Here is a 25,335-nt window from a genome sequence, read left to right as displayed (position 1 = left end):
ATAGCGCCTCGCCGCACGCGCGTGAAAGCCCGGCGGCGCAACACGCCATCGCGCGCAACCGGTTTGGCCGGACAAAAACAAACGCGCCGCGGAATCCGCGGCGCGTTCGGTGAAGCTTCGGCGTTTGCCGGGCGTCTTACTTGACGGCCCAGAACACGTCGTAGGTGCCTTCCTCGGTGAAGCCCGCCGTGATGCCGCCGGTCCAGGCCTCGTACGGACGTTCGACCGTCTCGTAGCCGTGGGTCATCGCCCAGCCACGCAGTGCATCGCGCACCTTCGACAGGTTGGCCATGTGGCCCTTGAAGCCCGGCACGACCGCAACGCGGGCCGGCTCGTTGAACACGGCGGTGACCGGGCCTTCGAGCTTGATGTCCAGCTTCTGGGCGCCGTCGGCGGCACCGATCTTCTTGACCGGCTGGGCGACGTCGAAGGAATACATTTCCGAACCGAACTCGTTGGTCACGATGCGGACCGGACCGGCCGGCTCCAGGCCGTTGGCGGCCATGACCTTCTTGATCCACTCCATGTTGGAGTTGATCTGGCCCATGACCTTGTCGTTGGTGCGCTCCACGGCAGCGGTGACGACCAGCAGGTTCTCGGCCGGACGCTCCACGATCTTCGGCGCCTTGGCCGGATCGTCCTTGCTCAGCTCGGCGTAGTCGTAGTTCGGCACGGCAGCGAGCATGTTGGTCAGGCGCGACAGGCCCATCTTCATGTCTTCGCCGACGTTGCTGCTGACGTACAGGCCGGCGTAACGGCCGATCAGGTTCCAGCCGTAGTCGACGTCGTAGGTCTGGGTGATCTCGACGTTACGACCACCGCGGCCGGTCGGCTTCAGGGTGAACTCGGTGCGCTTGTTGCGGCCCGGCTCGATGTCGGTCAGCGCATAGGCGACGCGCTTGCCCGGGTCGGAAGCGGTGATCTCCCAGCTGCCCTGACGCAGACCCTTTTCCTTGGAGTCGTAGTCAAGACGGGCGCCGACGCCCGAATCCGGACCCGACAGCTTCAGCTGGATGTTCGGATCGCGCAGGACGAGCGGGTTCCAGTCCTTGAAGCGGCGCAGGCTGTTGATGGTGTCGTAAACGATGGTGAGCTTGCGGTTGGTTTCAACCGAGTGCTGCAGATGGCGGCTCGACGGCAGCGCAACACCCACGATGAGGAACAGCGCGGCAACGATTGCCAAGGAAATCAAAATCTCGATCAGACGGGTCATTCAGGTTTCTCCGAGGGCACCGGACCCGGTCTAGCCGGGACACAGACCGGCAATCGTATCAAGGAAGCTGCGGCCGGGGCAGCCGTCCGGGGCAACAAAAGTGAGCCCCGGGGCGCCTTGGCGCGGGCCGGCAGGATTGGCAACGTGCGGTTGCGGCCGATGGCCGGCTTGCCGGGGTGGCGGCCCGGGAGATGGGCGCTCCGGCCACCCTCGTCCCGGCCCTCTCCCGCAGGCGGGAGAGGGGGGCGTTCACCTGCGATTTCAGACCAGCTGCAGCTCGAAGGCCTTCAGCACCGCGCGCGTGCGATCGCGCACGCCAAGCTTGGAGAGAATGTTCGAGACGTGGTTCTTGATGGTGCCTTCGGCGACGCCGAGCGAATTGGCGATCTCCTTGTTGGAGAAGCCACCGGCCATCAGGCGCAGGATCTCGGTTTCGCGTTCGGTCAGCGGGTCCGGACGGTCTAGGCTGACGAAATCGTTGCGCATGTGCTCCAGGCCCGAAAGCAGGCGCTGGGTCACGGCCGGCTGCACCAGCGAACCGCCGTCGGCCACGGCCTGGATCGCGCTCACCAGCTGCTCCAGCGAGACGTCCTTGAGCAGGTAGCCCTTGGCACCTGCCTTCAGGCCGGCCAGCACGAGCTGGTCGTCATCGAACGTGGTGAGGATGATCGTCGGTGGCAGCGTGTTGTTGCGCGCCATGTACTGCAGCGCCTCCAGGCCCGACATCGCCGGCATGCGCATGTCCATCAGGACCACGTCGGGCTTGAGCTGCGGAATCAGTTCCACCGCCTGGCGGCCGTCGCCGGCCTCCCCTATCACTTCGATGCCCTCCGCCAGCGCCAGCAGGGAGCGGACGCCCTGCCGGACCAGCGTCTGGTCGTCGACTATCAACACACGGATCATGCGATGGCTCCTTCGCAGGCGGCGGCCGCAGCCGCCGAGGCCGGCAGGGTCAGATGCAGGCAAAAGCCCGCACCCAGCCGGGTTTCGATCTTGAGGTCACCACCATGCGCCTGCAAACGCTCGCGCATGCCGCGCAGGCCGTTGCCTGCGACCAGATTGTCGGCGCCGTGCCCGTCGTCGCGCGCGCTCATGACGATGCAGTCCGCACGCCGGCCGGCGTTGATCCACAGGTTGCGCGCGCCGGCGTGACGCACGGCGTTGGTGATGATTTCCTGGGTGCAGCGCAGCAGCACGTGGGCGCGCTCCGGATCGTCCATGGTGAGCGGCGCCTCGATGTCCATGTGGATCTCCAGCGCCGGCACGTTCTCGGCCAGCGGCAGCAGCGCGGCGGACAGGTCGATCGCCCCGCCCTCGCGCAGCTGGCTCACGGCTTCGCGCACATCGGTCAGGAGCAGGCGCGCCAGCGTGTGGGCCTGCTGGACGTGCTCCTTGACCCGGCCGTCGGACAGGTGCCCGGCGACTTCGAGGTTGAGGCTCAGCGCGGTGAGGTGGTGGCCAAGCAGGTCGTGCAGCTCGCGCGAGATGCGGGTGCGCTCGTTGACGCGCACGCTCTCGCCCAGCAGGGCGCGGGTGGCGCGCAGCTCGGCATTGAGGCGGCGCTGCTCCTCGCGGGCTTCGGCCTGCTGGCGGGCCACCAGGGCGGTGACGAAGACCAGGCTGGAGAAGCCCATGTAGGTCATCGACTGGAGCACCGCGACGACCGGCGGGAAATCCAGCGCCTCCACGAACACCGGGATGATCGCGATGTTGCCGCCGATCAGAAGGATCAGCCCCCATCGCACCGACATCAGCCAGGGCAGCAGGCCGGCCACCACCATCAGCAGGATGCTGCCCAGGCCGGTGCCCGAGAAGTAGCCGACGCCGATCGCGCAGGCGGTCAGTATCAGCAGCAGGAGGTGGTCGAAGATCCCCGGGTGGCGCTGGCCGAGCTGGCGGGTGATCCACCAGTAGACCGCGCCGAAGGCCAGGTACACGGCGAGCCAGCGCAGGATCTGCAGGGTCGGCGGGCCTTCGGTTTCCGGGCTCAGGATCGCCGGATCCAGCCAGACGTTCAGCAGCCACAGGCCCACAGCGCCCCAGGTGAACAGGCCCGCGTAGCGCAACAGTCGAGTGTGGTTTAGGCGGGCCAACATCCACGCATGCTAAACGCATCAAGGGCCTGGGGAGCCGTCCGAAAGTCATGTCTCAGCGATCGGCGGGCCTTTGCGCCGGATGGCAGGCATCCGTAGCGACGGGTCGCCCGGGGGGTGAGGCCATGCGATAATCGCCCCGCCGGCCGCTTCGCGCCTGGTCTGAATGCTTTAGCTGGAGCCTGGAATGTCGATCGTCGTCCGCGACGTGCGAGAGCACGAGCTGGATTCCGTCCTTGCCCTCAACAACGCCGCCGGCCCCGCGATCCTGCCGTTGGATGCGGCGAGACTGCGTCACTTCTTCGATACCGCCGAATACTTCCGCGTCGCCGAGCGCGACGGGGCCATCGCCGGTTTCCTGATCGGCATGGGCAGCCACACGGACCACGACAGCAGCAACTTCCGCTGGTTCCGCGAGCGCTATCCGGATTTCTTCTATATCGACCGCATCGTCGTGGCCAGCCGCCGCCGCGGTGGCGGCGTGGGCCGCGCGTTCTATGCCGATGCCCAGAGCTACGCGGAGCTGCGCTACCCGCAGATGGCCTGCGAGGTCTTCCTGGAAGGCAGCAACGACCCCGCCCTGCTCTTCCACGGCAGCTTCGGCTTCCACGAAGTGGGACAGCACATGATGGACGAGGCCGACGTGCGCGCCGCCATGCTGATGAAGCCGCTGTGCAGCTACACCTGGGTGCGCGACACCTACGGCGATGCCCTGCCGCAGGCGCCGTGGATCACCCGTCCGCGCACCGCCTTCGCCGCCCGCCGCGCCACGGGTACCGCCCTGTGAGCGCCGCCATGGATTTCGAACTGGCCGGTGAGCTCAAGATCGGCCAGGTCGGCATCGCGAACCTGCGCATCCGCACGCTCGACGTCGCCAAGCTGGTCGAGGAGATGCGCGGCCGCGTGCAGCGCGCGCCCAAGCTGTTCGCCCGCGCCGCCGTGGTGATCGACTTCGGCGGCCTCACCCGCACGCCCGACGAAGCCACCGCGCGCGCGCTCATCGAAGGCCTGCGCGACGCCGGCGTGCTGCCGGTCGCGCTGGCTTACGGAACGACCGAGATCGAGCGTCTGTCCGAGGCGCTGGGCCTGCCGCTGCTGGCGAAATTCCGCGCGTCCTACGAGCGCGACGAGGCCGCCGCCGCGGCCGAAGCGCCGGCACCGGCGCGTCGCGAACCCGAACCCGCGCCCAAGGCCGCCGCCAAGAGCGCGCCCGCAGCGCCCGCCCCCGCGACGTCGAACGCCGCGCCGGGCATGATGCAGTCGGTGCCCGTGCGTTCCGGCCAGCAGATCTACGCCGAGAACCGCGACCTGACCGTTCTCACAACGGTGGGGGCTGGCGCGGAGGTCATCGCCGACGGCTCGGTGCATATTTACGGTCCGTTGCGTGGACGCGCGCTTGCAGGCGCGAAGGGCAACGAACAGGCCCGCATCTTCTGCCGCGAGTTCCATGCCGAACTCGTCGCGATTGCGGGCCATTACAAAGTGCTGGAAGACATTCCCAAGGAACTGCGCGGCAAGGCCGTGCAGATCTGGCTCGAAGACCAACAAATCAAAATCGCGGCTCTGGATTGAGACCGCATTAACGGAGGATTTTTAGTGGCCGAAATTATCGTAGTGACCTCGGGCAAGGGCGGCGTCGGCAAGACCACGACCAGCGCCAGCCTCGCCTGCGGCCTCGCGCGTCGTGGCCACAAGGTCGCCGTCATCGACTTCGACGTCGGCCTGCGCAACCTCGACCTGATCATGGGCTGCGAGCGCCGCGTGGTGTACGACTTCGTCAACGTCGTCAACGGCGAAGCGAACCTGAAGCAGGCGCTCATCAAGGACAAGCGCTTCGAGAACCTGTACGTGCTCGCCGCCTCGCAGACGCGCGACAAGGACGCGCTGACGAAGGAAGGCGTGCAGACGGTGCTCGATGCGATGGTCGCCGACGGCTTCGACTACATCGTGTGCGACTCGCCGGCCGGCATCGAGAAGGGCGCCTACCTGGCGATGTACTTCGCCGACCAGGCGCTGGTCGTGGTGAACCCGGAAGTGTCCTCGGTGCGTGACTCCGACCGCATCCTCGGCCTGCTCGCCTCCAAGACGCGCCGCGCCGAAAACGGCGAGCGCATCAAGGAACACCTGCTGCTCACCCGCTACAGCCCCAATCGCGTGGAAACGGGCGAAATGCTGTCGGTCGGCGACGTCGAGGAAATCCTCGGCCTGAAGACCATCGGCGTGATCCCCGAATCCCCCGACGTGCTCAACGCGTCGAACAAGGGTGAGCCGGTCATCCTGGAAACCGAATCCAACGCGGCCCAGGCCTATGACGACGCCGTGGCGCGCCTGCTGGGCGACACCCGGCCGATGCGTTTCATCACCGCAGAGAAGAAGGGTTTCTTCAGCAAGATCTTCGGAGGTTGAGGAATGGGACTGTTCGATTTCCTGCTCGCCAAGAAGCAGACCGCCTCGATCGCCAAGGATCGCCTGCGCATCATCGTCGCGCACGAACGCGCGGGCCGCGGCGGCACGAGTCCCGACTATTTGCCGATGCTCCAGCGTGAACTGCTGGAAGTGATCCGCAAGTACATCAACGTCGACGCCGAAGCGGTGAAGGTGGACTTGATCGGCGAAGGCGACAACAAGGTGCTCGACATCTCGGTCGCGCTGCCGGAGAACCCGGCGCAGGCGTGACAAGCCTGACCTCCCCTTCTCCCGCGTGCGGGAGAAGGTGGCCGAAGGCCGGATGAGGGAAGCGAAGGGAAGCGACTCATCCGGCGTCGCTCCGCGCCACGCCCTCACCCTGGCCCTCTCCCGCAACCGGGAGAGGGGATCACATAACGCACCATGCTCACCCTTTCCGACATCGACTTCGACGCCACCGCCTCGCTGCTCGCGCGTTACGCCCTCGTCCTGCACCGCGTCGCGGACGGCGAAACGATCCCCGGCAGCTACTGGGGCGAGTGCGAAGCCGGCCTGATCGGCAGCGACGTCTACGCACGCGGCGACACGCCCGTGCATTCGCTGCTGCACGAAGCCGCCCACCTGATCGTGCTCCCGCCCGAGCGACGCGCGCAGGTCCACACCGACGCCACCGATTCCATCGAGGAAGAAGACGCCGTGTGCGTGCTGCAGGCGCTGCTCGGCGATGCGATTCCCGGCGTCGGCCGCGAGCGCGTGCTCGCCGACATGGACGGCTGGGGCTACACGTTCCGGCTGGGCTCGGCGAAGGCGTACTTCGAACAGGATGCGGACTCGGCCTGGGCCTGGCTGGCAGAACGCGGCCTGGCGGATTCCCGTACGCGCAGGTTGACGCTGCCCGTTTGAAGCCGTCATTCCCGCGAAGGCGGGGTCTTCTGGGACGCCGAACGGCGGCACTATCCACCTGAACGCACCACTCGCTCTCCGGAAAGCCTGATGCGCCGGAGACATGGATCCCCGCCTTCGCGGGGATGACAGCTTCGGTATCGGCGCTGGCGGTGCTCGCTGCACCGCACCACAACCTTCTTCCCTTGCGCCGGTCCCGCCCCGCCTCTAGCCTTCCGGGGCCTGCCGCCCTTGGCGCGCAGTTCTTACCGGAGAGAGCCATGACGAAACCCATCCGCGCCCTGCTCGCGCTCAGCATTACCGCGGCCGTGATCGGCCTGGGCGGTTGCAAGAAGGAACCGACCCCGACCACGACCACCGGAGCGCCCGCCACCGCGCCGGCCGGCGAGACCGCCGACCAGTTCGTCGCCCGGGTCAACGACGAGTATCGGAAGATGTATCCGGAGATGACCGCCGCGCAGTGGCTGTCGTCGACCTACATCAACGACGACAGCCAGCTGCTGTCGGCCAAGGCGAACGAGCGCTACCTCGCCCAGCTCAACAGCTGGATCGATCAGGCCAAGCGCTTCGAAGGCCAGCAGATGTCGCCGGAAACGGCGCGCGCGATCCAGTTGCTCAAGCTCGGCACCGCGATGCCGCCGCCGAAGAATCCCGAGCATCTGGCCGAGCTCACCCAGATCGCCACGAAGATGGAAGGCACCTACGGCGCCGGCACCTACTGCAAAGGCGAAGGCGACGACAAGCAGTGCCGCCAGCTCGGTGATCTGGAAGACGTGCTACGCAGCAACCGCGACTACGACGCCCAGCTCGATGCGTGGCAGGGCTGGCACACCGTCGCGCAGCCGATGCGCAAGGACTACGTGCGCTTCGTCGAACTGGTCAACGAAGGCGCGCGCGACATGGGCTTCGCCGACACAGGCGAGATGTGGCGCTCGGGTTACGACATGACGCCGGCGGAAATCGCCGCCGAAACCGACCGCCTGTGGAGCCAGGTCAAGCCGCTGTACGAACAGCTGCACTGCTTCGCGCGCACGCGCCTGGATGCGAAGTACGGCACCGATCGCGGCCACGTCGCCGGCAACATGCTGCCCGCGCACCTGTTGGGCAACATGTGGCAGCAGGACTGGGGCAACCGGTGGGACATCCTGGCGCCGTACCCGGACGCGAGCATTCCGGAAATCACCGGCGCGCTGGAATCGCAGTACAAGGCGTCGTTCGACGCGCAGCTGACCAAGAACCCGGGCAAGCGCTCGCCGGACGACCTGGCGCAGATCGAGCAGGACGCCAAGCTCGCCACCGCCAAGCTGATGACCGAACGCGCGCAGGACTTCTACACCTCGCTCGGCATGGCCAAGCTGCCGGAGAGCTACTGGTCCAAGACGCAGTTCATCAAGCCGCGTGACCGCGACGTGGTCTGCCACGCCAGCGCGTGGGACATGAACATGGCCGGCGACGTGCGCACCAAGATGTGCATCAAGCCCAACGAAGAAGACTTCACCACGATCTACCACGAGCTCGGCCACGTGTATTACTACATGGCCTACAACAAGCTGCCGCCGCTGTTCCAGCAAGGCGCGCACGACGGCTTCCACGAGGCCATCGGCGACACGATCGTGCTGGCGATGACGCCGCAGTACCTGCAGTCGATCGGCCTGGCCGGCGACCAGCAGGTGAGCAACGAGGCGCTGATCAACGCGCAGATGCGCATGGCGCTGGCGAAGGTGTCGTTCCTGCCGTTCGGCCTGATGATCGACCGCTGGCGCTGGGGCGTGTTCGACGGCTCGATCAAGCCGGCCGACTACAACAAGGCGTGGTGGGAACTGAAGGCCAAGTACCAGGGCGTCGCCCCGGTATCGGCGCGCGGCGAAGAGTTCTTCGACGCCGGCGCGAAGTACCACGTGCCGGGCAACACGCCGTACACGCGCTACTTCCTCTCGCACGTGCTGCAGTTCCAGTTCTACAAGGCGCTGTGCGATGCGGCCGGCCACAAGGGCCCGCTGTACGAGTGCAGCTTCTACGGCAACAAGGAAGCCGGTGCGAAGTTCCAGGCGATGCTGAGCAAGGGCGCGAGCCAGCCGTGGCAGAAGACGCTGAAGGAGCTCACCGGCGGCGAGCAGATGGACGCCTCGGCGGTGCTGGAGTACTTCGCCCCGCTGCAGACGTGGCTGAAGCAGCAGAACGAAGGCAAGACCTGCGGCTGGCAGGCCGATGCCAGCGTCGCCGCACCGGCGCCGACGGACAAGCCGGCGGCTCCGGCGAAGAGCTGATCGCGCTTCGTTCGCGGTACCACGAAAGGCCGGCGCAAGCCGGCCTTTCGCTTTGATGCGGCTCAGTCCGGCGCGGTGAGCTGCTCGCAGCGCCGCGCGAGCTTGTCCACCAGCGCCAGCACGGTGGCCGACGCTTCCGTGCGATGGTGCAGCGCCAGGCGAAGTGGACGCATCACGGGCAGGCCATCGCGCGGTTCAAGAACGCGATGCCCCGCGCGCACCGCCCGCAGCGGCAACAGGCTGATGCCGAGCCCGTCGGCGACCGCCGCCTGCAGGCTCGCCAGGCTGCCGCTGGAATACGCGATGCGCCACCCCCGCTGTTTCGCGTCCAGCGCCTGGAACATCTCTTCGCGATACAGCCCGCCGACCGGAAACACCGCCAGTGGCAGCGGATCGAGCGAGAGGCACGGATGGTCGCGACTGTCGATCCACGCCAGCCGTTCCGGCCACGAACGCACACCGCCCGCGCCACGCTGCTTGACCAGCACGACGTCGAACTCGCCCCGTTCATAACCGGCCGACAGCGCGCCGCTGAGCCCGCTCGTCACTTCCAGTCGCAGTCCACCACGATGACGCGCGAAAGCCGACAGCACCGGCGTGAGCGCCGCGCCCGCCAGATCCTCCGGCACGCCCAGGCGCACGATCTCCTCGCGATCGCCGCCGCTCATCGCCGCGCGCGCCTCATCGCCCAACTGGAGCAGGCGCCGCGCATAGCCGAGCAGGCGCTCACCGGCCTGAGTGGGACGCACGCCGCCGGGTTCACGTTCGAGCAGTCGCTGCCCGACTTCCTCCTCCAGCCGCCGCAGCTGCTGGCTCACGGTGGACTGGGTCAGGTGCAGCGCCTGGGCCGCGCGGGTGAAGCCGCCGGATTCAACCACGGCGACGAAGCTGCGCAGAAGCAGGGGGTCGTACATGGGGCCGCCATTCGATTTCCCACTGGAGTGGATGGGATTATTTAATTGGGCGATGCCACGCGCAAACCGTATGGTTTCCCCGATCCCCGAATCCCGCCGCCGTCCATGAACAAGCCCCTGGCCCTCTCGCTCGCCCTGCTGGTCGCCGGCCACGCGTCCGCCGCCGAGCGCGTCGATCTGCTCGTGCGCGACGCCACCGTCGTCGACATCGCCACCGGCAAGCTGCAGCCCCACCGCAGCATCGCCGTGCGCGACGGCCGCATCCTCGCCGTGGTGGATGCCAAGCGTGCGAAAGCGTACGAGCCCGCGCAGGTGATCGATGCAAGCGGCAAGTTCGCCATCCCCGGCCTGTGGGACATGCACGTGCACTTCGGCGGCGGCGAAGCGTTGATCGGAGAGAACCGCAACCTGCTCCCGCTGTACGTCGCCCATGGCATCACTGCCGTGCGCGACGCCGCCGGCGACCTGAGCCCGAGCGTCTTCCAATGGCGCGACGCCGTCGCCGACGGCAAGCTCCCGGGTCCGCGCATCCTCACGTCCGGGCCGAAGATCGAAGGCTACAAGTCGATCTGGCCGGGCGATCTGGAAATCGGCAACGTCGCCGAACTCGATGCCGCGCTCGACCAGCTCCAGGGCTGGAAGGTCGACTTCGTCAAGATCACCGACAACACGCTTTCGCCGGAGCTGTTCATCGAAGCGGTGAAAAACGCCGACCGTCGCGGCCTGAAGACCTCCGCGCACGTGCCCTACGCGCTGACGCTGGAGGAAGTCAGCGCCGCCGGCCTGGATTCGATCGAACACCTGGACTACGCCTACAAAGCGGGATCGCCGCTGGAGAAATCGCTGGGCGAGAAGATCGCCAGGGGCGAGACCACCAGCCGCGACGCATGGACGCAGTGGAACGCCACCTTCGATCCCGCCCGTGCGATGGCCGCCTACCGCAACCTCGCTCGGCACGGCACCGCGATCACGCCGACGATCAACGGCAGCCGCGTGGTGACCTACCTCGACCAGGACGATCACCGCGACGACGACTACCTGAAGTACATCGGCCCGGGCCTGCAGGCGACCTACACCTGGCGTGTGGAGCGCGCGGCGAAGGACGATGCCGCCGCCGTCGCGCGTCGCCACGAACGTTTCGAGACCAGCGCCAGCGTGCTGCCGATGCTGCAACGCGCCGGCGTCACGATCCTCGCCGGCACCGATGCGGGCTTCCTCAACTCATACAACTATCCGGGCATCGGCCTGCACGACGAGCTGGGCTGGCTGGTGCATTACGGCCTGACGCCGCAGCAGGCATTGCAGGCGGCGACCATCAACGGCGCGCGTTTCCTAGGCCATGACGACGAATACGGCACGCTGGCGCCGGGCAAGATCGCCGACGTCGTGCTGCTGGACGCCGACCCGCTGCGCGACATCTCGGCGACGCGCAGGATCCACGCGGTCGTGCTTCGCGGCCAGGTCCACGGCCGCGCCGATCTGGACGCGATGCTGGCCGACGTGGCGCGTCGTGTTGCGGCGCAGCGGGCGCAGGCGCCAGCGAGCCCCTGAGCGGCGGCGCTTCCCCAAATAGCGGAGGCGGTCGTACCCTGCGCGCATGAACCGCGCCGACCGCCTTCCCGACCTCGCCCCGCAGCCCCTCGACCACGCCACCGCCCTGCCCGCCCGCTACTACGCGGACCCGGCGATGGTGGCGCTGGACCGCCGCGCCATCTTCGACGCCGGCTGGCAACTGCTCGCCCACGTCTGCCAGCTGCAGAACGCGGGCGACCACGTCGTCGGCGACTTCGCCGGGTTGCCGGTCATCGCGGTGCGCGGCGCGGACGACGAGATCCGCGTGTTCCACAACGTCTGCCGCCATCGCGCCGGCCCCATCGCGACCTGCGACGGCCTGGCCGCGAAGGCGTTGCGTTGCCGCTACCACGGCTGGACCTACACGCTCGACGGCACGTTGCGCTCGGCACCGGAGATGGGCGGCGCGCCCGACTTCAACGTAAGCGACGTGCACCTGCCGCAGCTGGCGGTGCGGGTGTGGCAGGGCATGGTGTTCGCCGCCGTGGACGAAGCGCGCGCGCCGGACTTCGATGCCTTCGTGGCCGGCATCGACGCGCGCATCGGCCCCACGCGTCATCTCGAACGCTACGGCCACCACCGTCGCGTCGGCTACGACGTCGCCTGCAACTGGAAGGTCTACGTCGACAACTACCTCGAGGGCTACCACGTCCCGCACATTCATCCCGGACTGAACAAGCTGCTCGACTACCGCAGCTACATCACCGAAACGGCGCACTGGTACTCCTACCAATGGAGCCCGCTGGAAAGCGGCGACGGCCTCTACGGCGACGGCGACGCCCTGTACTACTGGATGTGGCCGAACACGATGCTCAACATCCTGCCCGGCCGCCTGCAGACCAACCGCGTGATTCCCAAGGGCGTGGATCGCTGCCGCGTGGAGTTCGACTTCTACTACGCCGTCGACGAATCCGACACGGGCCGCGAACGCCGCCAGGCCGACCTGGACTTCAGCGATGAAGTGCAACTGGAAGACCTCACCATCTGCGAGGACGTGCAACGCGGGCTGTCGTCGGGCTCGTACGAGCCCGGGCGCCTGAATCCGCTGCGCGAGAACGCAGTGCACCATTTCCATGAGCTGCTGCGTTCGGTGTATCGCGCGGATGGCGCGTGAGCGCGCTCGCTTCGCGTCCGTCCCGCAGATCGCATCGGAAGCGCCTCTTGTCCGTTCGCCCTGAGCGTAGGCGCGAAGCGCCGAAGTCGAAGGGCGCTGCCGGCATCAAGGCCCGCCCGTCCTTCGACTTCGCTTCGCTACGCTCAGGACGAACGGTGTATGCGCACCGCGCGTCGAGTCCGCCGAGCCCTTCCCATCTGACGCCTCCATGACCACTTCCCGCCCTCTCGGCTTCTGGTCCGCCACCGCGCTCGTCGTCGGCAGCATGATCGGCTCCGGCGCCTTCCTGCTGCCGGCGGCGCTGGCGCCGTTCGGCGCGGCCAGCCTGCTCGGCTGGGGCATCACGCTGGCCGGCGCGATGCTGCTGGCGATCACCTTCGCCCGCCTGTCCATGCGCTGGCCGCAGACCGGCGGGCCCTACGTGTTCGCGCGCAATGCCTTCGGCGAGTTGCCGGGATTCGTCATCGCGTGGAGCTACTGGATCTCGATCTGGTGCGCCACGGCCGCAATCGCCGTCGCCTTCGCCGGCAGCATGGGGTCGATCTTCCCCGCGCTCACCGCGACTCCGCTGCGCGCGGCCGCGTGCGCGCTGGGCGCGCTGTGGGTGTGCAGCGGCGTGAACCTCATCGGCCTGCGCGAAGCCGGGCGCGTGCAGCTCGTCACCACTGCACTGAAGCTGCTGCCGCTGCTGCTGTTCGGCCTGGTCGCGCTGTGGTTCGTCGATGCGAAGCACTACACGCCGTTCAATCCCACCGGCGACAGCCTGCCCCATGTCGCCAATGCCGCCGTGGCATTGACGCTCTGGGCGATGCTCGGCCTGGAGGCCGCGACCGTGCCCGCAGGCTCGACGGAAAACGCGCAGGTCAACGTGCCGCGCGCGACGGTGCTGGGCACCCTCCTGGCCGGTGTGGCGACGATCCTCGCCTGCACCGCCGTGCTCGGCCTGTTGCCGGCCGAAGTGTTGAAGGATTCGCAGGCCCCGATGGCCGATGCCGCGCGTTCGCTGTGGGGTCCGGCGGCGGGCGTGACGCTCGCCGTGGTGATGGCGATCTCCTGCTTCGGCGCGCTCAACGGCTGGATCCTGCTGTCGGCGCAACTGCCGCTGGCCGCCGCGCGCGACGGCGTGTTTCCGAAGGTCTTCACCAAGCTCGATGCCGGCGGCACGCCCGTGTTCGGCGTGATCGTGAGCAGCCTGCTGGCCAGTGCGCTGGTCGCGGCGAACTACAGCCGCTCGCTCGTGCAGGTGTTCACCTTCTCGATCCTGCTCTCCACCGCCGCGACACTGCTGCCTTACGTGGTCAGCAGCATGGCATGGCTGGTGCGCGGCCACGGCGCGGGCAGTCGCATCGTCGCTGCGCTCGCGCTGGCCTACAGCCTGTATGCGATGTTCGGCATCGGCGCGGAAGCATTGGCGTGGGGCGCGGTGCTGATCGTCGCCGGACTGCCGCTGCACTGGGCCATGCGACGTCGCGCGGCGCTGGCGAACTAGAGCGTTTCGCCCGGCACGCCGGGCGCCGCCTCGCTGCGGCTGCGCAGGCGCGAAACGCGCGCTTCCCAGCGCCAGAATGCATAGCCCACCGCCAGGAACACAGTAGCCGCCGCCACCAGCCACAGCGCATGGCCGCTGATCCACGGCGACAGCACGCCGGCGATCAGCGCGTTCAGCACCAGGCTGGTGAAGGCCTGCAACGACGAAGACGAACCGCGCTGGCGCGGGTACATGTCCAGGATCGACAGCGTCACGATCGGAAACACCAGCGCGATGCCGAATGCGTTGAGCATCATCGGCAACACCGCCCACGGCACGCGCGGCACGTCGGTCCACAGGTTGTAGCCCAGGTTGAGCAGCATCGCGACCGCCGAGCAGGCGAAGCCGATCGACACCAGCCGCGCGCCGCTGACCTTGCCCGCGCTGCGCCCGGACACGAATGCGCCCAGCACCATGCCGCTGATCATCGGCACGAAGAACCAGCCGAACTCGCGCTCGCTGAGCTTGAGGATGTCCATCACGAACGCCGGCGCCGAGGCGATGTACACCCACAGCGCGGCGAAGTTGAACGCGCTCGCTGCGGCCAGGCGCTGGAAGCGCGGATTGATCAGGATGGCGACGTAATCGCGCAGCAGGCGACGCGGCACCATCGGCAATCGCGCATCGACCGGATGCGTTTCCGGCAGCATGCGCCAGGTCGCAAGGATCAGCACCACGGCGAACACGACCAGGAACCAGAAGATCGCCGGCCAGTGCGCCCAGCCGAGAATCCAGCCGCCGACCACCGGCGCCACCGCCGGCGCCACGCCGAAGATCATCGACACCTGGCTCATCAGTCGTTGCGCGTCGTCGCCGTGCAGCACGTCGCGGATGACCGCGCGGCCGACGATCAAGCCCACGCCGGACGACAGTCCCTGCAGCGCGCGGAAGGTCAGCAGCGTCGGCAGGTCCTTCGCCAGCGCGCAGCCGGCCGAGGCGATGGCGAAGATCACCAGGCCGCCGAGGATGACGCGCCGCCGCCCGATCGCATCCGACAACGGGCCGTGCACGATGCTGGTGAGCGCATAGGCGACCAGGTAAACGCTGATGGTCTGCTGCATCGCCAGCTTGTCCGCGCCGAACTGCGCGCCGATGGCGGGGAACGCGGGGAAAATCGTGTCGATCGAGAACGGCCCGAACATCGCCAGCCCGCCGAGCAGGAGCGCGAGTGTTCGGATGGGAATGGAGAGCGTGGCGGGTTGGCTGGGCATGGAGTGGGAGCGGGCTGGATACTGCGGATGATCATCAGGGCCGTCATTCCTGCGAAAGCAGGAATCCAGTGACTTCATCGCGCGTCAGGTCGCGGCCGGAGCAAGTCGCTGGATTCCCGCTTTCGCGGGAATGACGGAAGAACGGAAGACGCTCAGGTTTCGTCCGGCGCTCCTTTCAGCTCGACGAGATTGCCTTCCGGATCGTAGAGATACTGAGACGGCCCTTTGCCTTCTGCGCCGTAGCGCGAACCAAACTCGGCCACGTGCGCGCCGTATGCGTGGAGGTGGGCGAGGATCGCATGGAGGTCGAACGGTTCGGCACGCAGGCACAGATGGTCCATGTTGCGGCCTTCGTGCCCGGGCGCGGCACCGCCCTGGCGGCCGATCGTGCCCTGCACATCGATCAGGTCGATCAGCGAGCGGCCGGCGCGCAGCTGGGTCAGGCCGATGGTTTCTTGTCGACGCTCGACGGTGCAGCCGAGCACGTCGCAGTAGAAGGCGACCATGGCCGGCACGTCGCGAACGCGCAGCACGACGTGGTCGATCTGCTGCAAGCGGAACGGCGGTGTGGGCATGGTCGGCATCCTGCGCGGGTGCACAGGATACCGCGAGCCCTACCCCTCTCCCTGGCCGTCTGTGGCGGCCTGCCCCTCTCAGCCCTGCACTCCCTTCGGTCGCCGCAAGGGGAGAGGGCAACGCAGGTGCTTCTCGCGGAGTTGCTGGAGCTGTTGCAGGTGTTGCTGTTGCTGTTGCTGCTGTTGTTGCTGCTGTTGTTGCTGCTGTTGTTGCTGCTGTTGCTGCTGTTGTTGCTGTTGTTGCCTTGCTTTCCCCTTCTCCCCTCGCGGGAGAAGGTGCCCCGAAGGGGCGGAAGAGGGGGCGCGCAGCGCGAAGCAAAAAGAACGGGGCGGTTTCCCGCCCCGTCCTCCCACCACTACAAACGTGTCGCGCTACCCGTTACAGCTTGTGCGCAAAACCCACGCCCACCGAGCGCTCGTCGCCGCTGAACGCCGCACCGAAGCTGACCTGGCTCTTCTTGCCGACCGGCTTGGCGTAGCCGGCGGAGATCGCGCCATACCCCTGCTCCATGCCCAGGCCCACCGACCATGCACCGTTCGGATTGCCCACGGCGGCGGCCGCGGCACCCGACGCCATCTGCGCCTGCGCCATCGACATCGCACCGTGCTGGCTGATGCTGCGGTCCTGCTTCATCACCTGGGTCGCGAGCTTGTCCATGCCATTCCACACGTCGTCGATCTTCTGGTCGGTGTAGCTGTTGGCCTGGACCAGCACTTCGGTGGTGTTCTGCTGCAGACGCGTGTTGAGCTGGGACACGTTGACCGCGTCGTGATCGGCCACGCCGTCGGCGACGTTGTGGATCGTCACGGCCGTGGTCGCGCCTTCGCCGCCCATCGTCATGCTGGTCTTGCCAGCATCGTCGTAGGTCATCACCGACTTGGACTCGCCGTTGGCACCGATCACGCCCGCCGACTTCAACTGGCCCAGGTTCACCGCATCGTTGTCGGCCTTGGCCGCGGCCACGCCCGTCACCACGCGGTCGCCCGCCGTGCCGGCCATGTTCACCGACGTACCGTCGCTGTCCTTGGCGACCGTGATCGCCGCTGTGTTGCCGGCGATGTCGGTCGTGTTCTGCGTCACGGCCTGGTTGGTCGTGTACAGCTGACCGCCGTTGACGGCGTCCTTGCTGTTCGCGGCCACGGTGCCGTCGGCCACGTTGAGCAGCTTGCGCGCGCCATTCGTGCCGGTGAAGTCCACCGCCGCACCGTCCGTGTCCTTGCCCACCGTCAGGTTCGCACCGGCAACCGACTGCTGCACCAGGCCAACCGTGCCGTTGCTGATGTTGTTGACCGTGGTCTGCAGGCTATTGATCGACGACGTGTTGCCGGCGACGTTGGTGTTGAGCGTGTTGATGTTGCCTTCGGCAGTCGTCACGCGGCCACCGAGGGCGCTGATGTCGGACGTGTTCTGCGTCACCGCCGTGTTGAGCTTGCCCAGCGCGCCATCGACCTTTACGAAGCCCGCACCCACGTCGGCCGCCGCACCGGAGGTGCCGCCGATCGAATTGGCATTGGACAGCGCGTAGCTCGGCGCGGAAACCGCACCGGTGGTGGCGTTGTAGGTCGAACCGCCGCCGAGCGCAGCGGCCGTGTCGGCACCCTGCTTATCGACAGTGGCGTCCTGCGCCTTGAGCTGGCTGACGTTGACGGCATCGGTGAGGGCCGAACCGGCGGCCAGGTTCGTCAGGCGACGCTCCTTGCCGGCCGAGCCGATCGAAACTTCGCCGTTGGCGGTCGAGGCAGTGCCCGACAGCGCGGCCGAGCCCGGGTTGTAACCGGCCTGGGTCAGGTCGGCGGTGGTGGTGGAGCGCGCGCCCAGCGCCACGCTGTTTCCAGCGGAGGCATTGGCGTTGCTGCCCAACGCAACGGCAGAAGTGCCGCCCGCCTGGGAGGTCTCGCCCACCGCCAGGCCGCTTAGGCCCGTCACCTTGGAATTGGTGCCAATGGCCGTCGCCCAGGACGCGGTCGACGCATCGGCGCCGTTGCCCATCGCCACGGACTTGTCGCCGGACTTGGAGTCGCCACCGATGGAGATGGAGTTGTTGGCACCGGCCACGTTCGCGGCACGCTGGCCAATCGCGATGCTGGCCGAGCCCAGGGAGCTGGCGCTCTGACCAACGGCGATGGTCGCCTGCCCCACGGAACTCGTGTTCTGACCAATCGCGATCGAGGAACCCGTACCCGACGACACGGCTCCGCCGCCCACGGCAATGGCCTCGGGGCCGGTCGCCAACGAATCGGCCAGCGTCGAGTTGACATGGAAGTACTTGGTGGCGCTGACGAGCTGACCATAGGTAGCCGCATCGCTGGCGACGGTGCCGTCGGCCAGGCCGGTGATCTTGTGGTTGGACATCGACAAGGTGTCCAGGACGCTCAGGCCGGTGTTCGTGATCGTCAGCTTGTCGACGCCGCCCGCGCCCAGACGGACCGAGTTGGGGTCGTTCACGGTGACGTAGGCACCCCAATTGCCGGCCGCATCGTAGGAGATCATCGCGGCTTGCATGTAGCCACCACCGGAATTGCACTCGGACGCACTGCTGGCGATAACACCCGGATCGGAGGAATTGAAGCAGGTGCCGCCACCATTGGAGACCAGACCGCTGGTGTAGGAGTTGGCGGGCGCGGGGGCGGCGAACGCGCTGGACGCGCCCACGGCGCCCAGGACGAACGTGAGCGCAGCCAGGGTGGCCGGCGCGCTGGACGCAGCCTTCTTGCGGCCCGTGGCAAGTTCGGAAGCGACGACCCAACGGCCGGTCACGGTGTTGAAAACGATGCGGTAGATCTTGTTCATTTGGGAGGGATCTGAAAGTTGGCGGTCGGGCGCCGGAAATTCGACATCGCGAATTCTTCTCAGCGGCGCATCGCCGTGAATCAGACGTTTCCTAAACGCCAACACCGACTTGCTTGACCCTGCCCAGAGAGGTTCCCGAATAAATTCTTAGGAATTGTCTTAGTCGAAAATTTGGCTGGCGTTTGGTTTCAAACGAGCGCCGGGCGACACATGCGCAAGCGTTTTCACTCAATGGAGGCGCGCGAAGCTCGGAAAAAACCGAAGCGCGAGGCTCATGGCTTGGTGCGCGAGGCTTCGAACTCGGAGCACGAGGCGTTCCTGCTCGGCGCGCGGGGCTCGGAGCTCGACGCTCCGGGCTTTTTGCTCGGCGTGCGGGGCTCGGAGCTCGGCGCTCCGCGCTTTTTGCTCGGCGCGCGGGGCTCGGAGCTCGGCGTTCCGGGCTTTTTGCTCGGCGTGCGGGGCTCGGAGCTCGGCGCTCCGGGCTTTTTGCTCGGCGCGCGGGGCTCGGAGCTCGGCGCTCCAGGCTTTTTGCTCGGCGTGCGGGGCTCGGAGCTCGGCGCTCCGGGCTTTTTGCTCGGCGCGCGGGGCACGGAGCTCGGCGCTCCGGGCTTTTTGCTCGGCGTGCGGGGCTCGGAGCTCGGCGCTCCGGGCTTTTTGCTCGGCGCGCGATTCGGAACCCGGCGTTCCAGCGGCGGAAGGTCACACCGCCCCTGCCGTCATCCCCGCGAAGGCGGGGATGACGTTGATGGCGGGATGACGTTGATGCCGGGGACGACGTCGATGCCGGGATGACGTCGGCGCGCAGATGACCTGATTCAAAACGCCAGGCTGCGCTCCCGGGACCCGGCCTGCGCCGGGGTGACCACCAGGGAGCGCCAGGCCCGGCCACACATGCCCTGGCCCGGGCATGCAGCCAGCCCACCCGGGTATAATTCCCACGCAAGCAGACGGTGGGAGAAGCGGTCCCGGCCTGAATGGCCCGGATCGCTGCCGAAGGCGCAAACGCCCGGAATCGCTCAGGCCCCATTACCGCCGTCCGCTCACACTCTGGAGAGACCGACCGCCCCCATGGGGCCGGAACCGGCGCCGAAGGGGCAAGAAGCCAGCGGGGTCATCCTCCCCCGCCCCGCGCTTTGAAACTCTCAGGCAAAAGGACAGAGGGGCACTCCATGTGCGCGACCGCGCACCGCCGGCTTTCGAGCCAACTACGGATGCCCCCGTCAAATGAGCCAGAAGACCCCTTCCCTGCGCGCCCTTGAGCACCACGACGCCTTTCTCGAACGCCACATCGGCCCCAACGACGCCGAAGTCGCCCAGATGCTGGGCGTGGTCGGCTTCGATTCGCTGGAGTCGATGACCGACGCGATCGTCCCGGCGTCGATCAAGTCCGCCGCCCCGCTGGCGCTGCCGGCACCGATCACCGAGGTCGAGGCCATCGCCAAGATCCGCGCGATCGCCGACAAGAACCAGGTCTTCCGCAGCTTCATCGGCCAGGGTTACTACGGCACGCACACGCCCAACGTCATCCTGCGCAACATCCTGGAGAACCCGGCGTGGTACACGGCCTACACGCCGTACCAGGCGGAGATCTCGCAGGGCCGCATGGAAGCGCTGATCAACTTCCAGACGATGTGCGCCGAGCTGACCGGCATGGAGATCGCCAACGCCTCGCTGCTCGATGAAGCCACCGCCGCCGCCGAAGCGATGACGCTGGCCAAGCGTTCGGCCAAGTCGAAGTCCAACACCTTCTTCGTGTCCTCCGGCGTGCATCCGCAGACGCTGGAAGTGCTGCGCACGCGCGCCGAACCGCTCGAGATCGAGCTGGTGATCGCCGACGATGCTGAAGCGGCCAGCATCGACAGCTTCGGCGTGCTGCTGCAGTACCCCAACACCTTCGGCCAGATCCACGACTACAAGGCGCTTGCCGACGCCGTACACGCACGCGGCGGCGTGGTCGCGGTCGCCACCGACCTGCTCGCGCTGACGCTGATCGCCGCACCCGGCGAATGGGGCGCGGACATCGTGGTGGGCAACACGCAGCGCTTCGGCGTGCCGTTCGGTTTCGGCGGCCCGCACGCGGCGTTCATGGCGTGCCGTGACGCCTACAAGCGTTCGATGCCGGGCCGCCTGATCGGCGTGTCCATCGACGCCGAAGGCAAGGCCGCGTATCGCCTGACGCTGCAGACGCGCGAGCAGCACATCCGCCGCGAGAAGGCCACGTCCAACATCTGCACCGCGCAGGTGCTGCTGGCGGTAATGGCGTCGATGTACGCCGTCTACCACGGCCCGGAAGGCCTTGCGCGCATCGCGCGTCGCACGCACCGCCTGGCGACGCTCCTCGCCGTCGCCCTGCGCGATGCCGGCGTCACCGTCGGCCCGGACTTCTTCGACACGCTGCACATCGTCGATGTCGATGCGAACGCGATCCACGCCAAGGCCACGGCCGCGCGCATCAACCTGCGTCGCATCGACGATCGCAGCGTCGGCATCTCGCTGGACGAAACGACCACGCGCGAGGACATCGTCGCCATCGCCGCGCTGTTCGGCGCCAAGCTCGACGTCGATGCGCTGGATGCGAAGGCCTCCGACGCGTTGCCGTCGGGCCTGCTGCGCACCAGCGCGTTCCTCACGCACCCGGTGTTCAACACGCACCACAGCGAACACGAACTGCTGCGCTACATGCGCTCGCTGGCCGACAAGGACCTGGCGATGGATCGCACGATGATCCCGCTGGGCTCGTGCACCATGAAGCTCAACGCCACCGCCGAGATGATCCCGGTGACGTGGCCGGAGTTCGGCAACCTGCACCCGCTCGCTCCGGCGTCGCAGGCCAGCGGCTACAAGCAGCTGATCGACGAACTCGAAGCGATGATGGTCGAATGCACCGGCTACGACGCCGTCAGCCTGCAGCCCAACTCCGGCGCGCAGGGCGAATACGCCGGCCTGCTGGCGATCCGCGCCTACCACCGCTCGCGTGGCGAAGCGCATCGCGACATCTGCCTGATTCCGGATTCCGCGCACGGCACCAACCCGGCCTCGGCGCAGATGTGCGGCATGACCGTCGTGGTGACCAAGACCGACAGCAACGGCAACGTCGATGTCGAGGACATCCGCCGCGCTGCCGAAAAGTACAGCGACCGCCTCGCCGCGATCATGATGACCTACCCGTCCACGCACGGCGTGTTCGAGGAGGAAGTCGTCGAGATCTGCGAGATCATCCACAAGCACGGCGGTCAGGTGTACACCGACGGCGCCAACATGAACGCCCTCGTCGGCCTGGCGAAGCCGGGCAAGTGGGGTTCGGACGTTTCGCACCTCAACCTGCACAAGACCTTCTGCATTCCGCATGGCGGCGGCGGTCCGGGCGTCGGCCCGTGCGCGGTGAAGTCGCACCTGGCGCCGTTCCTGCCGGGCGCGCTGAACGGCGACGGCGTGAAGACGCAGGGCGTTGGCAACGGCGAGGTGGGCATGGTGTCGGCGGCGAGCTTCGGCTCGGCCTCGATCCTGCCGATCAGCTGGATGTACGTGACGATGATGGGCGCCGCCGGCCTGCGCCGCGCGACGCAGGTGGCGCTGCTCAACGCCAACTACATCGCCAAGCGCCTGGCCCCGCATTACGAGACGCTCTACACCGGCCGCAACGACCTGGTCGCGCACGAGTGCATCCTCGACCTGCGTCCGCTGAAGGATGCGACGGGCGTGTCGGCCGAAGACGTCGCCAAGCGCCTGATCGACTTCGGCTTCCACGCACCGACGTTGAGCTTCCCGGTGGCGGGCACGCTGATGGTGGAGCCGACGGAGTCCGAGTCGCTGCACGAGCTGGATCGCTTCATCGACGCGATGATCCAGATCCGCGACGAGATCCGCGCAGTGGAAGAAGGCAAACTGGATCGCGAGGACAACCCGCTCAAGAACGCGCCGCACACCGCGACCGCCGTGTCGGCGAGCGAGTGGACGCACGCGTACCCGCGCGAACTGGCCGCCTTCCCGCTGCCGAGCCTGCGCCTGCAGAAGTACTGGCCGCCGGTCGCGCGCGTGGACAACGTCTACGGCGACAAGAACGTCATGTGCGCGTGCATCCCGGTGGATGCGTACAAGGACGACGAGCCGGTGGAGGCGTAAGGCGCTTCGGCGTCATCGGATTGTCCGGCATCCTCAAGTTGTAAGGCAGACGCCCCGCTTTTGCGGGGCGTTTGTTTTTGGGGGGTTCCGCTGCGGCGCTTCTCGCGATCGCGCCCGCCCTCACCCCAACCCCTCTCCCGCACGCGGGAGAGGGGCTAGGAATGACGCCATCCTGGCGAAGGTCTGCCAGAAACCGTCATCCCGGCGAAGGCCGGGATCCAGACTGTCACGCCTTCCGCCACTTCTCGTCATTCCTGCGGAAGCTGGAATCCATTTTGCTGTCGCGGTTCAAGCGCAGCAGGGAAGGCGTGAAAAGTCCCTGGATTCCCGCCTTCGCGGGAATGACGGTGAGGTGGGTTGCCGCAGAGGGAGTGCCCGTGCGCTACGGGCCGGGATCCCGGCCTTCGCCGGGATGACGGTGAATTTGCTGTGGCTACGGTGGACTTGCTGTTGCTGCTGATATTGCTGTTGCTGTTGCTGTTGCTGCTGCTGCTGCTGTCGAACAGCCTTTCAGGTCCCTAGCCCCGAAGGGCGCCGCACATGGATGTGCGGCGGTGAGCGCTGAGCCATGGATGGCGAATCGCGAACGCGCCCTTACTTCCTCCGGTCGTGGGATTGATCTGGGCCCACTGCCCTTTCTTTTGGTTACTTTTCTTTGGGCAAGCAAAGAAAAGTGACCCGAGCGGCGTAGCCGATCGGAAGCTTTGTTGTTGCTTTGGTCTTTGCTTCGAAAAGAGCGCTAGAGCCAAATCAAAATGGATTCCAGCTTTCGCTGGAATGACGGTGAGGAGGTTCACGGCAGAGGGAGTGCCCGTGCGCTACGGCCCTGGGTCCCGGCCTTCGCCGGGATGACGGTGAACGGGATGACGGTGAAGTCGTTTGCCGTAGAGGAAGTGCCCGTGCGCTACGGCCCGCCTCCCTCCCCTGCCCCGCCACAATCGCAACCACCAAACGAAAAGGCCCCGCAAAGCGGGGGCCCTTCCGAATGCCGCGCGAACCCCGCAGCACCTCATCGTCGTCGCTCGACCAGCGACACCGGCATCATCGTGCCGGCGCGCGAGGCCGCGCCCATCCGCGCACCGTCGCCGCCGCAATGCGCCATCGGCCACACCCGCGCCAGGCGCAACCGCACCACGCAACCCAGCGCCATCCAACGGTCCATGCGTTGCTCCGCGTGCGACGGCGCACCGCGCTGCGGCGTGAGCCCCCGCCGCAACGAACCACGCGGGATGGCCAGCGAGGCACGACGCGCGGTCGTCGTGCGCATCGCAATCGCCTCCCTGCGCTCGACGGCAACATCGCGCGCGTCACGCACCGCATGCACACGCACCGGGGGGAGGTCGTGGATGCGCGGCGCCTGCATCGCGAGCGGGGCGGGCTCGCGCTCGACCGTCGCGTACACGCGCACGGTCGGCAGGTCGAAGGTGCGGATCGCAGGCGCGGGCATGTTCGCCGCGTCGCTGGCGGAGGCAGTGCGGGTGGCGATGGAGTGGGTTGCCGCGACCATCGCCAGCGCGGCCATCAGGGTCATCGTTTTCATCTTGGCAATTCCGGTCTGTCGACGTCCGTCGTGAGCGGCCGCCGTGGGGTGCGTGATACGCAATCGGGGTTTTGTTTTTTGAATCAGACGTCCGGGACGATCGATTCCAGCGCGACATCCAGTCGCCTTCGCTGCTGCGGCGTGGCCAGCTCGTCCAGCACGCGGACGAAACGCGGGTGGCGCACGCCCGAGCCGATGTACTGCCAGCGGTACGCCCGACGCAGCACGTCCACGACGTGCAGTTGCTGGCGCATCCCGAACGGCCGTCCGCAGGCGACGACGAAATACGCCGCATCCGCATCGGCCTGCGCGCGCAGGATGTCGTCCATCGCGCCCAGCAGCGCGATCAGGTCGTCGATCGCCACGTCGCGCTCGCCTTCGTCGATGCGCGCGTCTTCGGCACGCAGTTCCAGTTCATCGACGACGGAGTGCTGGCACTCTTCGCGGAAATGGAACAGGAACACGTCCTTCCACAGCGGGCACAGCTCCTGGCTCGGCGCGATGCTTTCCTCGTAATGGCGCTGCACGAACAGCTCGATCATGAAGATCAGCGCCAGCACCGCCCAGTTGCTGCGCGCCATGACGAACATCGCCACGGTGTTGGCTTCGGCCATCTTGGCGTGGCCGGGCGGCATGCGCGCTTCCAGCAGCACTTCCAGGCGACGAAACAGCTCCTGGTGCTTGATCTCCTCGTCGGAAAAGCGGACCAGCGCTTCCAGTGCGCTCTGATCGCCCAGCCAGTGCTGGCCCGACGTCTGCAGCATCTTCGCGCCGATGAACCGCTCGCACAGGCCGAACATCCAGGCATAGGTGCGACCCTGCACCTGGCTGAAGAAACGGCGCTCGTTCCCGTCGAGGAAATCGATCCGGTCGACGAGCGAGAGCCCGGCGGGGAGGAAGGTACGGTCGTGATCGAAATCGCGGCCGCGGATCACGTCGGCGTCGATGTCCCAGCGCACGCGCCTGGACACTTCGATGCAGCGCGCGTAACGGGCGCTGTCGCCGGCCGCCACTTCGGCGTTCCATCGCGGGGCGGTTGTACGGGCAGTTGCAACGTTCATTCGTGACTCCGGTCTTGCTCGTGGC

Annotated in this window: 20 protein-coding genes and 1 riboswitch; of the genes, 11 read left to right on the top strand and 9 right to left on the bottom strand. The window is 67.3% G+C overall.

Annotated features, from left to right (window positions below):
- Positions 1-136: 136 nt before the first annotated feature.
- The 3 genes from AAFF32_RS09780 to AAFF32_RS09770 all read right to left on the bottom strand — a co-directional run bounded on the left by AAFF32_RS09780 (position 137) and on the right by AAFF32_RS09770 (position 3,309).
- Positions 137-1,213: an SRPBCC family protein gene (locus tag AAFF32_RS09780; RefSeq protein WP_216959146.1), complete on the bottom strand. Its 1,077-nt coding sequence runs from the start codon at positions 1,211-1,213 to the stop codon at positions 137-139.
- A 261-nt stretch (positions 1,214-1,474) separates the two neighbouring features.
- Positions 1,475-2,116: a response regulator transcription factor gene (locus AAFF32_RS09775; protein ID WP_216959149.1), complete on the bottom strand. Its 642-nt coding sequence runs from the start codon at positions 2,114-2,116 to the stop codon at positions 1,475-1,477.
- Entirely contained in the window at positions 2,113-3,309 is a 1,197-nt protein-coding gene (locus AAFF32_RS09770) for a sensor histidine kinase (protein ID WP_216959151.1), read from the bottom strand. Before AAFF32_RS09770 ends, AAFF32_RS09775 begins: the two co-directional genes overlap by 4 nt.
- Positions 3,310-3,493: 184 nt before the next feature.
- Between AAFF32_RS09770 and AAFF32_RS09765 the strand changes: the two genes are divergently transcribed.
- The 6 genes from AAFF32_RS09765 (at position 3,494) to AAFF32_RS09740 (ending at position 8,882) form a co-directional block, all read left to right on the top strand.
- Positions 3,494-4,093, top strand: coding sequence for a GNAT family N-acetyltransferase (locus tag AAFF32_RS09765; RefSeq protein ID WP_216959154.1), 600 nt, complete (start codon positions 3,494-3,496; stop codon positions 4,091-4,093).
- Positions 4,094-4,101: 8 nt separating this feature from the next.
- Positions 4,102-4,878: a septum site-determining protein MinC gene (gene minC / locus AAFF32_RS09760; RefSeq protein ID WP_216959156.1), complete on the top strand. Its 777-nt coding sequence runs from the start codon at positions 4,102-4,104 to the stop codon at positions 4,876-4,878.
- A gap of 24 nt (positions 4,879-4,902) precedes the next feature.
- Entirely contained in the window at positions 4,903-5,712 is an 810-nt protein-coding gene (gene minD, locus AAFF32_RS09755; RefSeq protein WP_216959159.1) for a septum site-determining protein MinD, read from the top strand.
- Between the two features lie 3 nt (positions 5,713-5,715).
- Entirely contained in the window at positions 5,716-5,982 is a 267-nt protein-coding gene (gene minE / locus AAFF32_RS09750; protein WP_137834801.1) for a cell division topological specificity factor MinE, read from the top strand.
- 153 nt (positions 5,983-6,135) lie between these two features.
- Positions 6,136-6,615 (top strand): hypothetical protein, encoded by a 480-nt coding sequence (locus AAFF32_RS09745; RefSeq protein WP_342317178.1) that lies wholly within the window; start codon positions 6,136-6,138, stop codon positions 6,613-6,615.
- Positions 6,616-6,875: 260 nt separating this feature from the next.
- Entirely contained in the window at positions 6,876-8,882 is a 2,007-nt protein-coding gene (locus tag AAFF32_RS09740; RefSeq protein WP_342317177.1) for a M2 family metallopeptidase, read from the top strand.
- 62 nt (positions 8,883-8,944) lie between these two features.
- Here the strand turns inward: AAFF32_RS09740 and AAFF32_RS09735 are convergent, their stop codons facing one another.
- Entirely contained in the window at positions 8,945-9,796 is an 852-nt protein-coding gene (locus AAFF32_RS09735; protein ID WP_342317176.1) for a LysR family transcriptional regulator, read from the bottom strand.
- Between the two features lie 105 nt (positions 9,797-9,901).
- Here AAFF32_RS09735 and AAFF32_RS09730 point away from each other — a divergent pair, with 105 nt between their 5' ends.
- From AAFF32_RS09730 to AAFF32_RS09720, 3 genes are all read left to right on the top strand, one after another.
- Positions 9,902-11,347 carry an amidohydrolase family protein gene (locus AAFF32_RS09730; RefSeq protein ID WP_342317174.1) on the top strand — a complete coding sequence of 482 codons (1,446 nt, stop codon included), beginning with the start codon at positions 9,902-9,904 and terminating at the stop codon, positions 11,345-11,347.
- Positions 11,348-11,393: 46 nt separating this feature from the next.
- Positions 11,394-12,482: an aromatic ring-hydroxylating dioxygenase subunit alpha gene (locus AAFF32_RS09725; RefSeq protein WP_342317172.1), complete on the top strand. Its 1,089-nt coding sequence runs from the start codon at positions 11,394-11,396 to the stop codon at positions 12,480-12,482.
- A gap of 208 nt (positions 12,483-12,690) precedes the next feature.
- Entirely contained in the window at positions 12,691-13,971 is a 1,281-nt protein-coding gene (locus AAFF32_RS09720; protein WP_216959179.1) for an amino acid permease, read from the top strand.
- Here AAFF32_RS09720 and AAFF32_RS09715 read toward each other — a convergent pair.
- The 3 genes from AAFF32_RS09715 to AAFF32_RS09705 form a co-directional block, all read right to left on the bottom strand.
- The gene (locus tag AAFF32_RS09715) at positions 13,968-15,221 is read right to left on the bottom strand and encodes a multidrug effflux MFS transporter (RefSeq protein WP_342317171.1); all 1,254 of its coding nucleotides are present in this window, start codon (positions 15,219-15,221) and stop codon (positions 13,968-13,970) included. The genes AAFF32_RS09720 and AAFF32_RS09715 overlap by 4 nt on opposite strands.
- A gap of 152 nt (positions 15,222-15,373) precedes the next feature.
- Positions 15,374-15,796 carry a VOC family protein gene (locus tag AAFF32_RS09710; protein WP_216959185.1) on the bottom strand — a complete coding sequence of 141 codons (423 nt, stop codon included), beginning with the start codon at positions 15,794-15,796 and terminating at the stop codon, positions 15,374-15,376.
- Between the two features lie 379 nt (positions 15,797-16,175).
- Positions 16,176-18,587 carry an ESPR-type extended signal peptide-containing protein gene (locus tag AAFF32_RS09705; RefSeq protein WP_342317170.1) on the bottom strand — a complete coding sequence of 804 codons (2,412 nt, stop codon included), beginning with the start codon at positions 18,585-18,587 and terminating at the stop codon, positions 16,176-16,178.
- Between the two features lie 210 nt (positions 18,588-18,797).
- Between AAFF32_RS09705 and AAFF32_RS09700 the strand changes: the two genes are divergently transcribed.
- Complete coding sequence (locus AAFF32_RS09700) at positions 18,798-19,379, top strand: hypothetical protein (protein WP_342317169.1); 582 nt, start codon at positions 18,798-18,800, stop codon at positions 19,377-19,379.
- Between the two features lie 245 nt (positions 19,380-19,624).
- Positions 19,625-19,755: riboswitch (glycine riboswitch) on the top strand.
- A 56-nt stretch (positions 19,756-19,811) separates the two neighbouring features.
- A complete protein-coding gene (gene gcvP / locus AAFF32_RS09695; RefSeq protein WP_342317168.1) occupies positions 19,812-22,709 on the top strand; it encodes an aminomethyl-transferring glycine dehydrogenase in 2,898 nt (965 codons plus the stop codon).
- Between the two features lie 1,009 nt (positions 22,710-23,718).
- On the opposite strand, the gene AAFF32_RS09690 is transcribed toward gcvP, so the two are convergent.
- Together AAFF32_RS09690 and AAFF32_RS09685 are read right to left on the bottom strand one after the other, a co-directional pair.
- Positions 23,719-24,249: a hypothetical protein gene (locus AAFF32_RS09690; RefSeq protein WP_216959194.1), complete on the bottom strand. Its 531-nt coding sequence runs from the start codon at positions 24,247-24,249 to the stop codon at positions 23,719-23,721.
- A gap of 83 nt (positions 24,250-24,332) precedes the next feature.
- The gene (locus AAFF32_RS09685; protein ID WP_342317167.1) at positions 24,333-25,310 is read right to left on the bottom strand and encodes a hypothetical protein; all 978 of its coding nucleotides are present in this window, start codon (positions 25,308-25,310) and stop codon (positions 24,333-24,335) included.
- Between the last annotated feature and the right edge of the window lie 25 nt (positions 25,311-25,335).

The sequence above is a fragment of the Lysobacter sp. FW306-1B-D06B genome (assembly GCF_038446665.1).
Taxonomy (GTDB): Bacteria; Pseudomonadota; Gammaproteobacteria; order Xanthomonadales; family Xanthomonadaceae; genus Lysobacter_J.
This window is presented reverse-complemented; position numbering and strand designations above follow the sequence as displayed.

Bases quoted from the DNA above. Each gene is read 5' to 3' on its own strand.
- AAFF32_RS09705 (WP_342317170.1), bottom strand. From the start codon at position 18,587: ATGAACAAGATCTACCGCATCGTTTTCAACACCGTGACCGGCCGTTGG.
- AAFF32_RS09710 (WP_216959185.1), bottom strand. From the start codon at position 15,796: ATGCCCACACCGCCGTTCCGCTTGCAGCAGATCGACCACGTCGTGCTG.
- AAFF32_RS09780 (WP_216959146.1), bottom strand. From the start codon at position 1,213: ATGACCCGTCTGATCGAGATTTTGATTTCCTTGGCAATCGTTGCCGCG.
- AAFF32_RS09735 (WP_342317176.1), bottom strand. From the start codon at position 9,796: ATGTACGACCCCCTGCTTCTGCGCAGCTTCGTCGCCGTGGTTGAATCC.
- AAFF32_RS09685 (WP_342317167.1), bottom strand. From the start codon at position 25,310: ATGAACGTTGCAACTGCCCGTACAACCGCCCCGCGATGGAACGCCGAA.
- AAFF32_RS09775 (WP_216959149.1), bottom strand. From the start codon at position 2,116: ATGATCCGTGTGTTGATAGTCGACGACCAGACGCTGGTCCGGCAGGGC.
- AAFF32_RS09730 (WP_342317174.1), top strand. From the start codon at position 9,902: ATGAACAAGCCCCTGGCCCTCTCGCTCGCCCTGCTGGTCGCCGGCCAC.
- AAFF32_RS09715 (WP_342317171.1), bottom strand. From the start codon at position 15,221: ATGCCCAGCCAACCCGCCACGCTCTCCATTCCCATCCGAACACTCGCG.
- AAFF32_RS09720 (WP_216959179.1), top strand. From the start codon at position 12,691: ATGACCACTTCCCGCCCTCTCGGCTTCTGGTCCGCCACCGCGCTCGTC.
- AAFF32_RS09700 (WP_342317169.1), top strand. From the start codon at position 18,798: ATGCGCAAGCGTTTTCACTCAATGGAGGCGCGCGAAGCTCGGAAAAAA.
- AAFF32_RS09740 (WP_342317177.1), top strand. From the start codon at position 6,876: ATGACGAAACCCATCCGCGCCCTGCTCGCGCTCAGCATTACCGCGGCC.
- AAFF32_RS09765 (WP_216959154.1), top strand. From the start codon at position 3,494: ATGTCGATCGTCGTCCGCGACGTGCGAGAGCACGAGCTGGATTCCGTC.
- AAFF32_RS09770 (WP_216959151.1), bottom strand. From the start codon at position 3,309: ATGTTGGCCCGCCTAAACCACACTCGACTGTTGCGCTACGCGGGCCTG.
- AAFF32_RS09690 (WP_216959194.1), bottom strand. From the start codon at position 24,249: ATGAAAACGATGACCCTGATGGCCGCGCTGGCGATGGTCGCGGCAACC.
- minE (WP_137834801.1), top strand. From the start codon at position 5,716: ATGGGACTGTTCGATTTCCTGCTCGCCAAGAAGCAGACCGCCTCGATC.
- AAFF32_RS09745 (WP_342317178.1), top strand. From the start codon at position 6,136: ATGCTCACCCTTTCCGACATCGACTTCGACGCCACCGCCTCGCTGCTC.
- AAFF32_RS09725 (WP_342317172.1), top strand. From the start codon at position 11,394: ATGAACCGCGCCGACCGCCTTCCCGACCTCGCCCCGCAGCCCCTCGAC.
- minC (WP_216959156.1), top strand. From the start codon at position 4,102: ATGGATTTCGAACTGGCCGGTGAGCTCAAGATCGGCCAGGTCGGCATC.
- gcvP (WP_342317168.1), top strand. From the start codon at position 19,812: ATGAGCCAGAAGACCCCTTCCCTGCGCGCCCTTGAGCACCACGACGCC.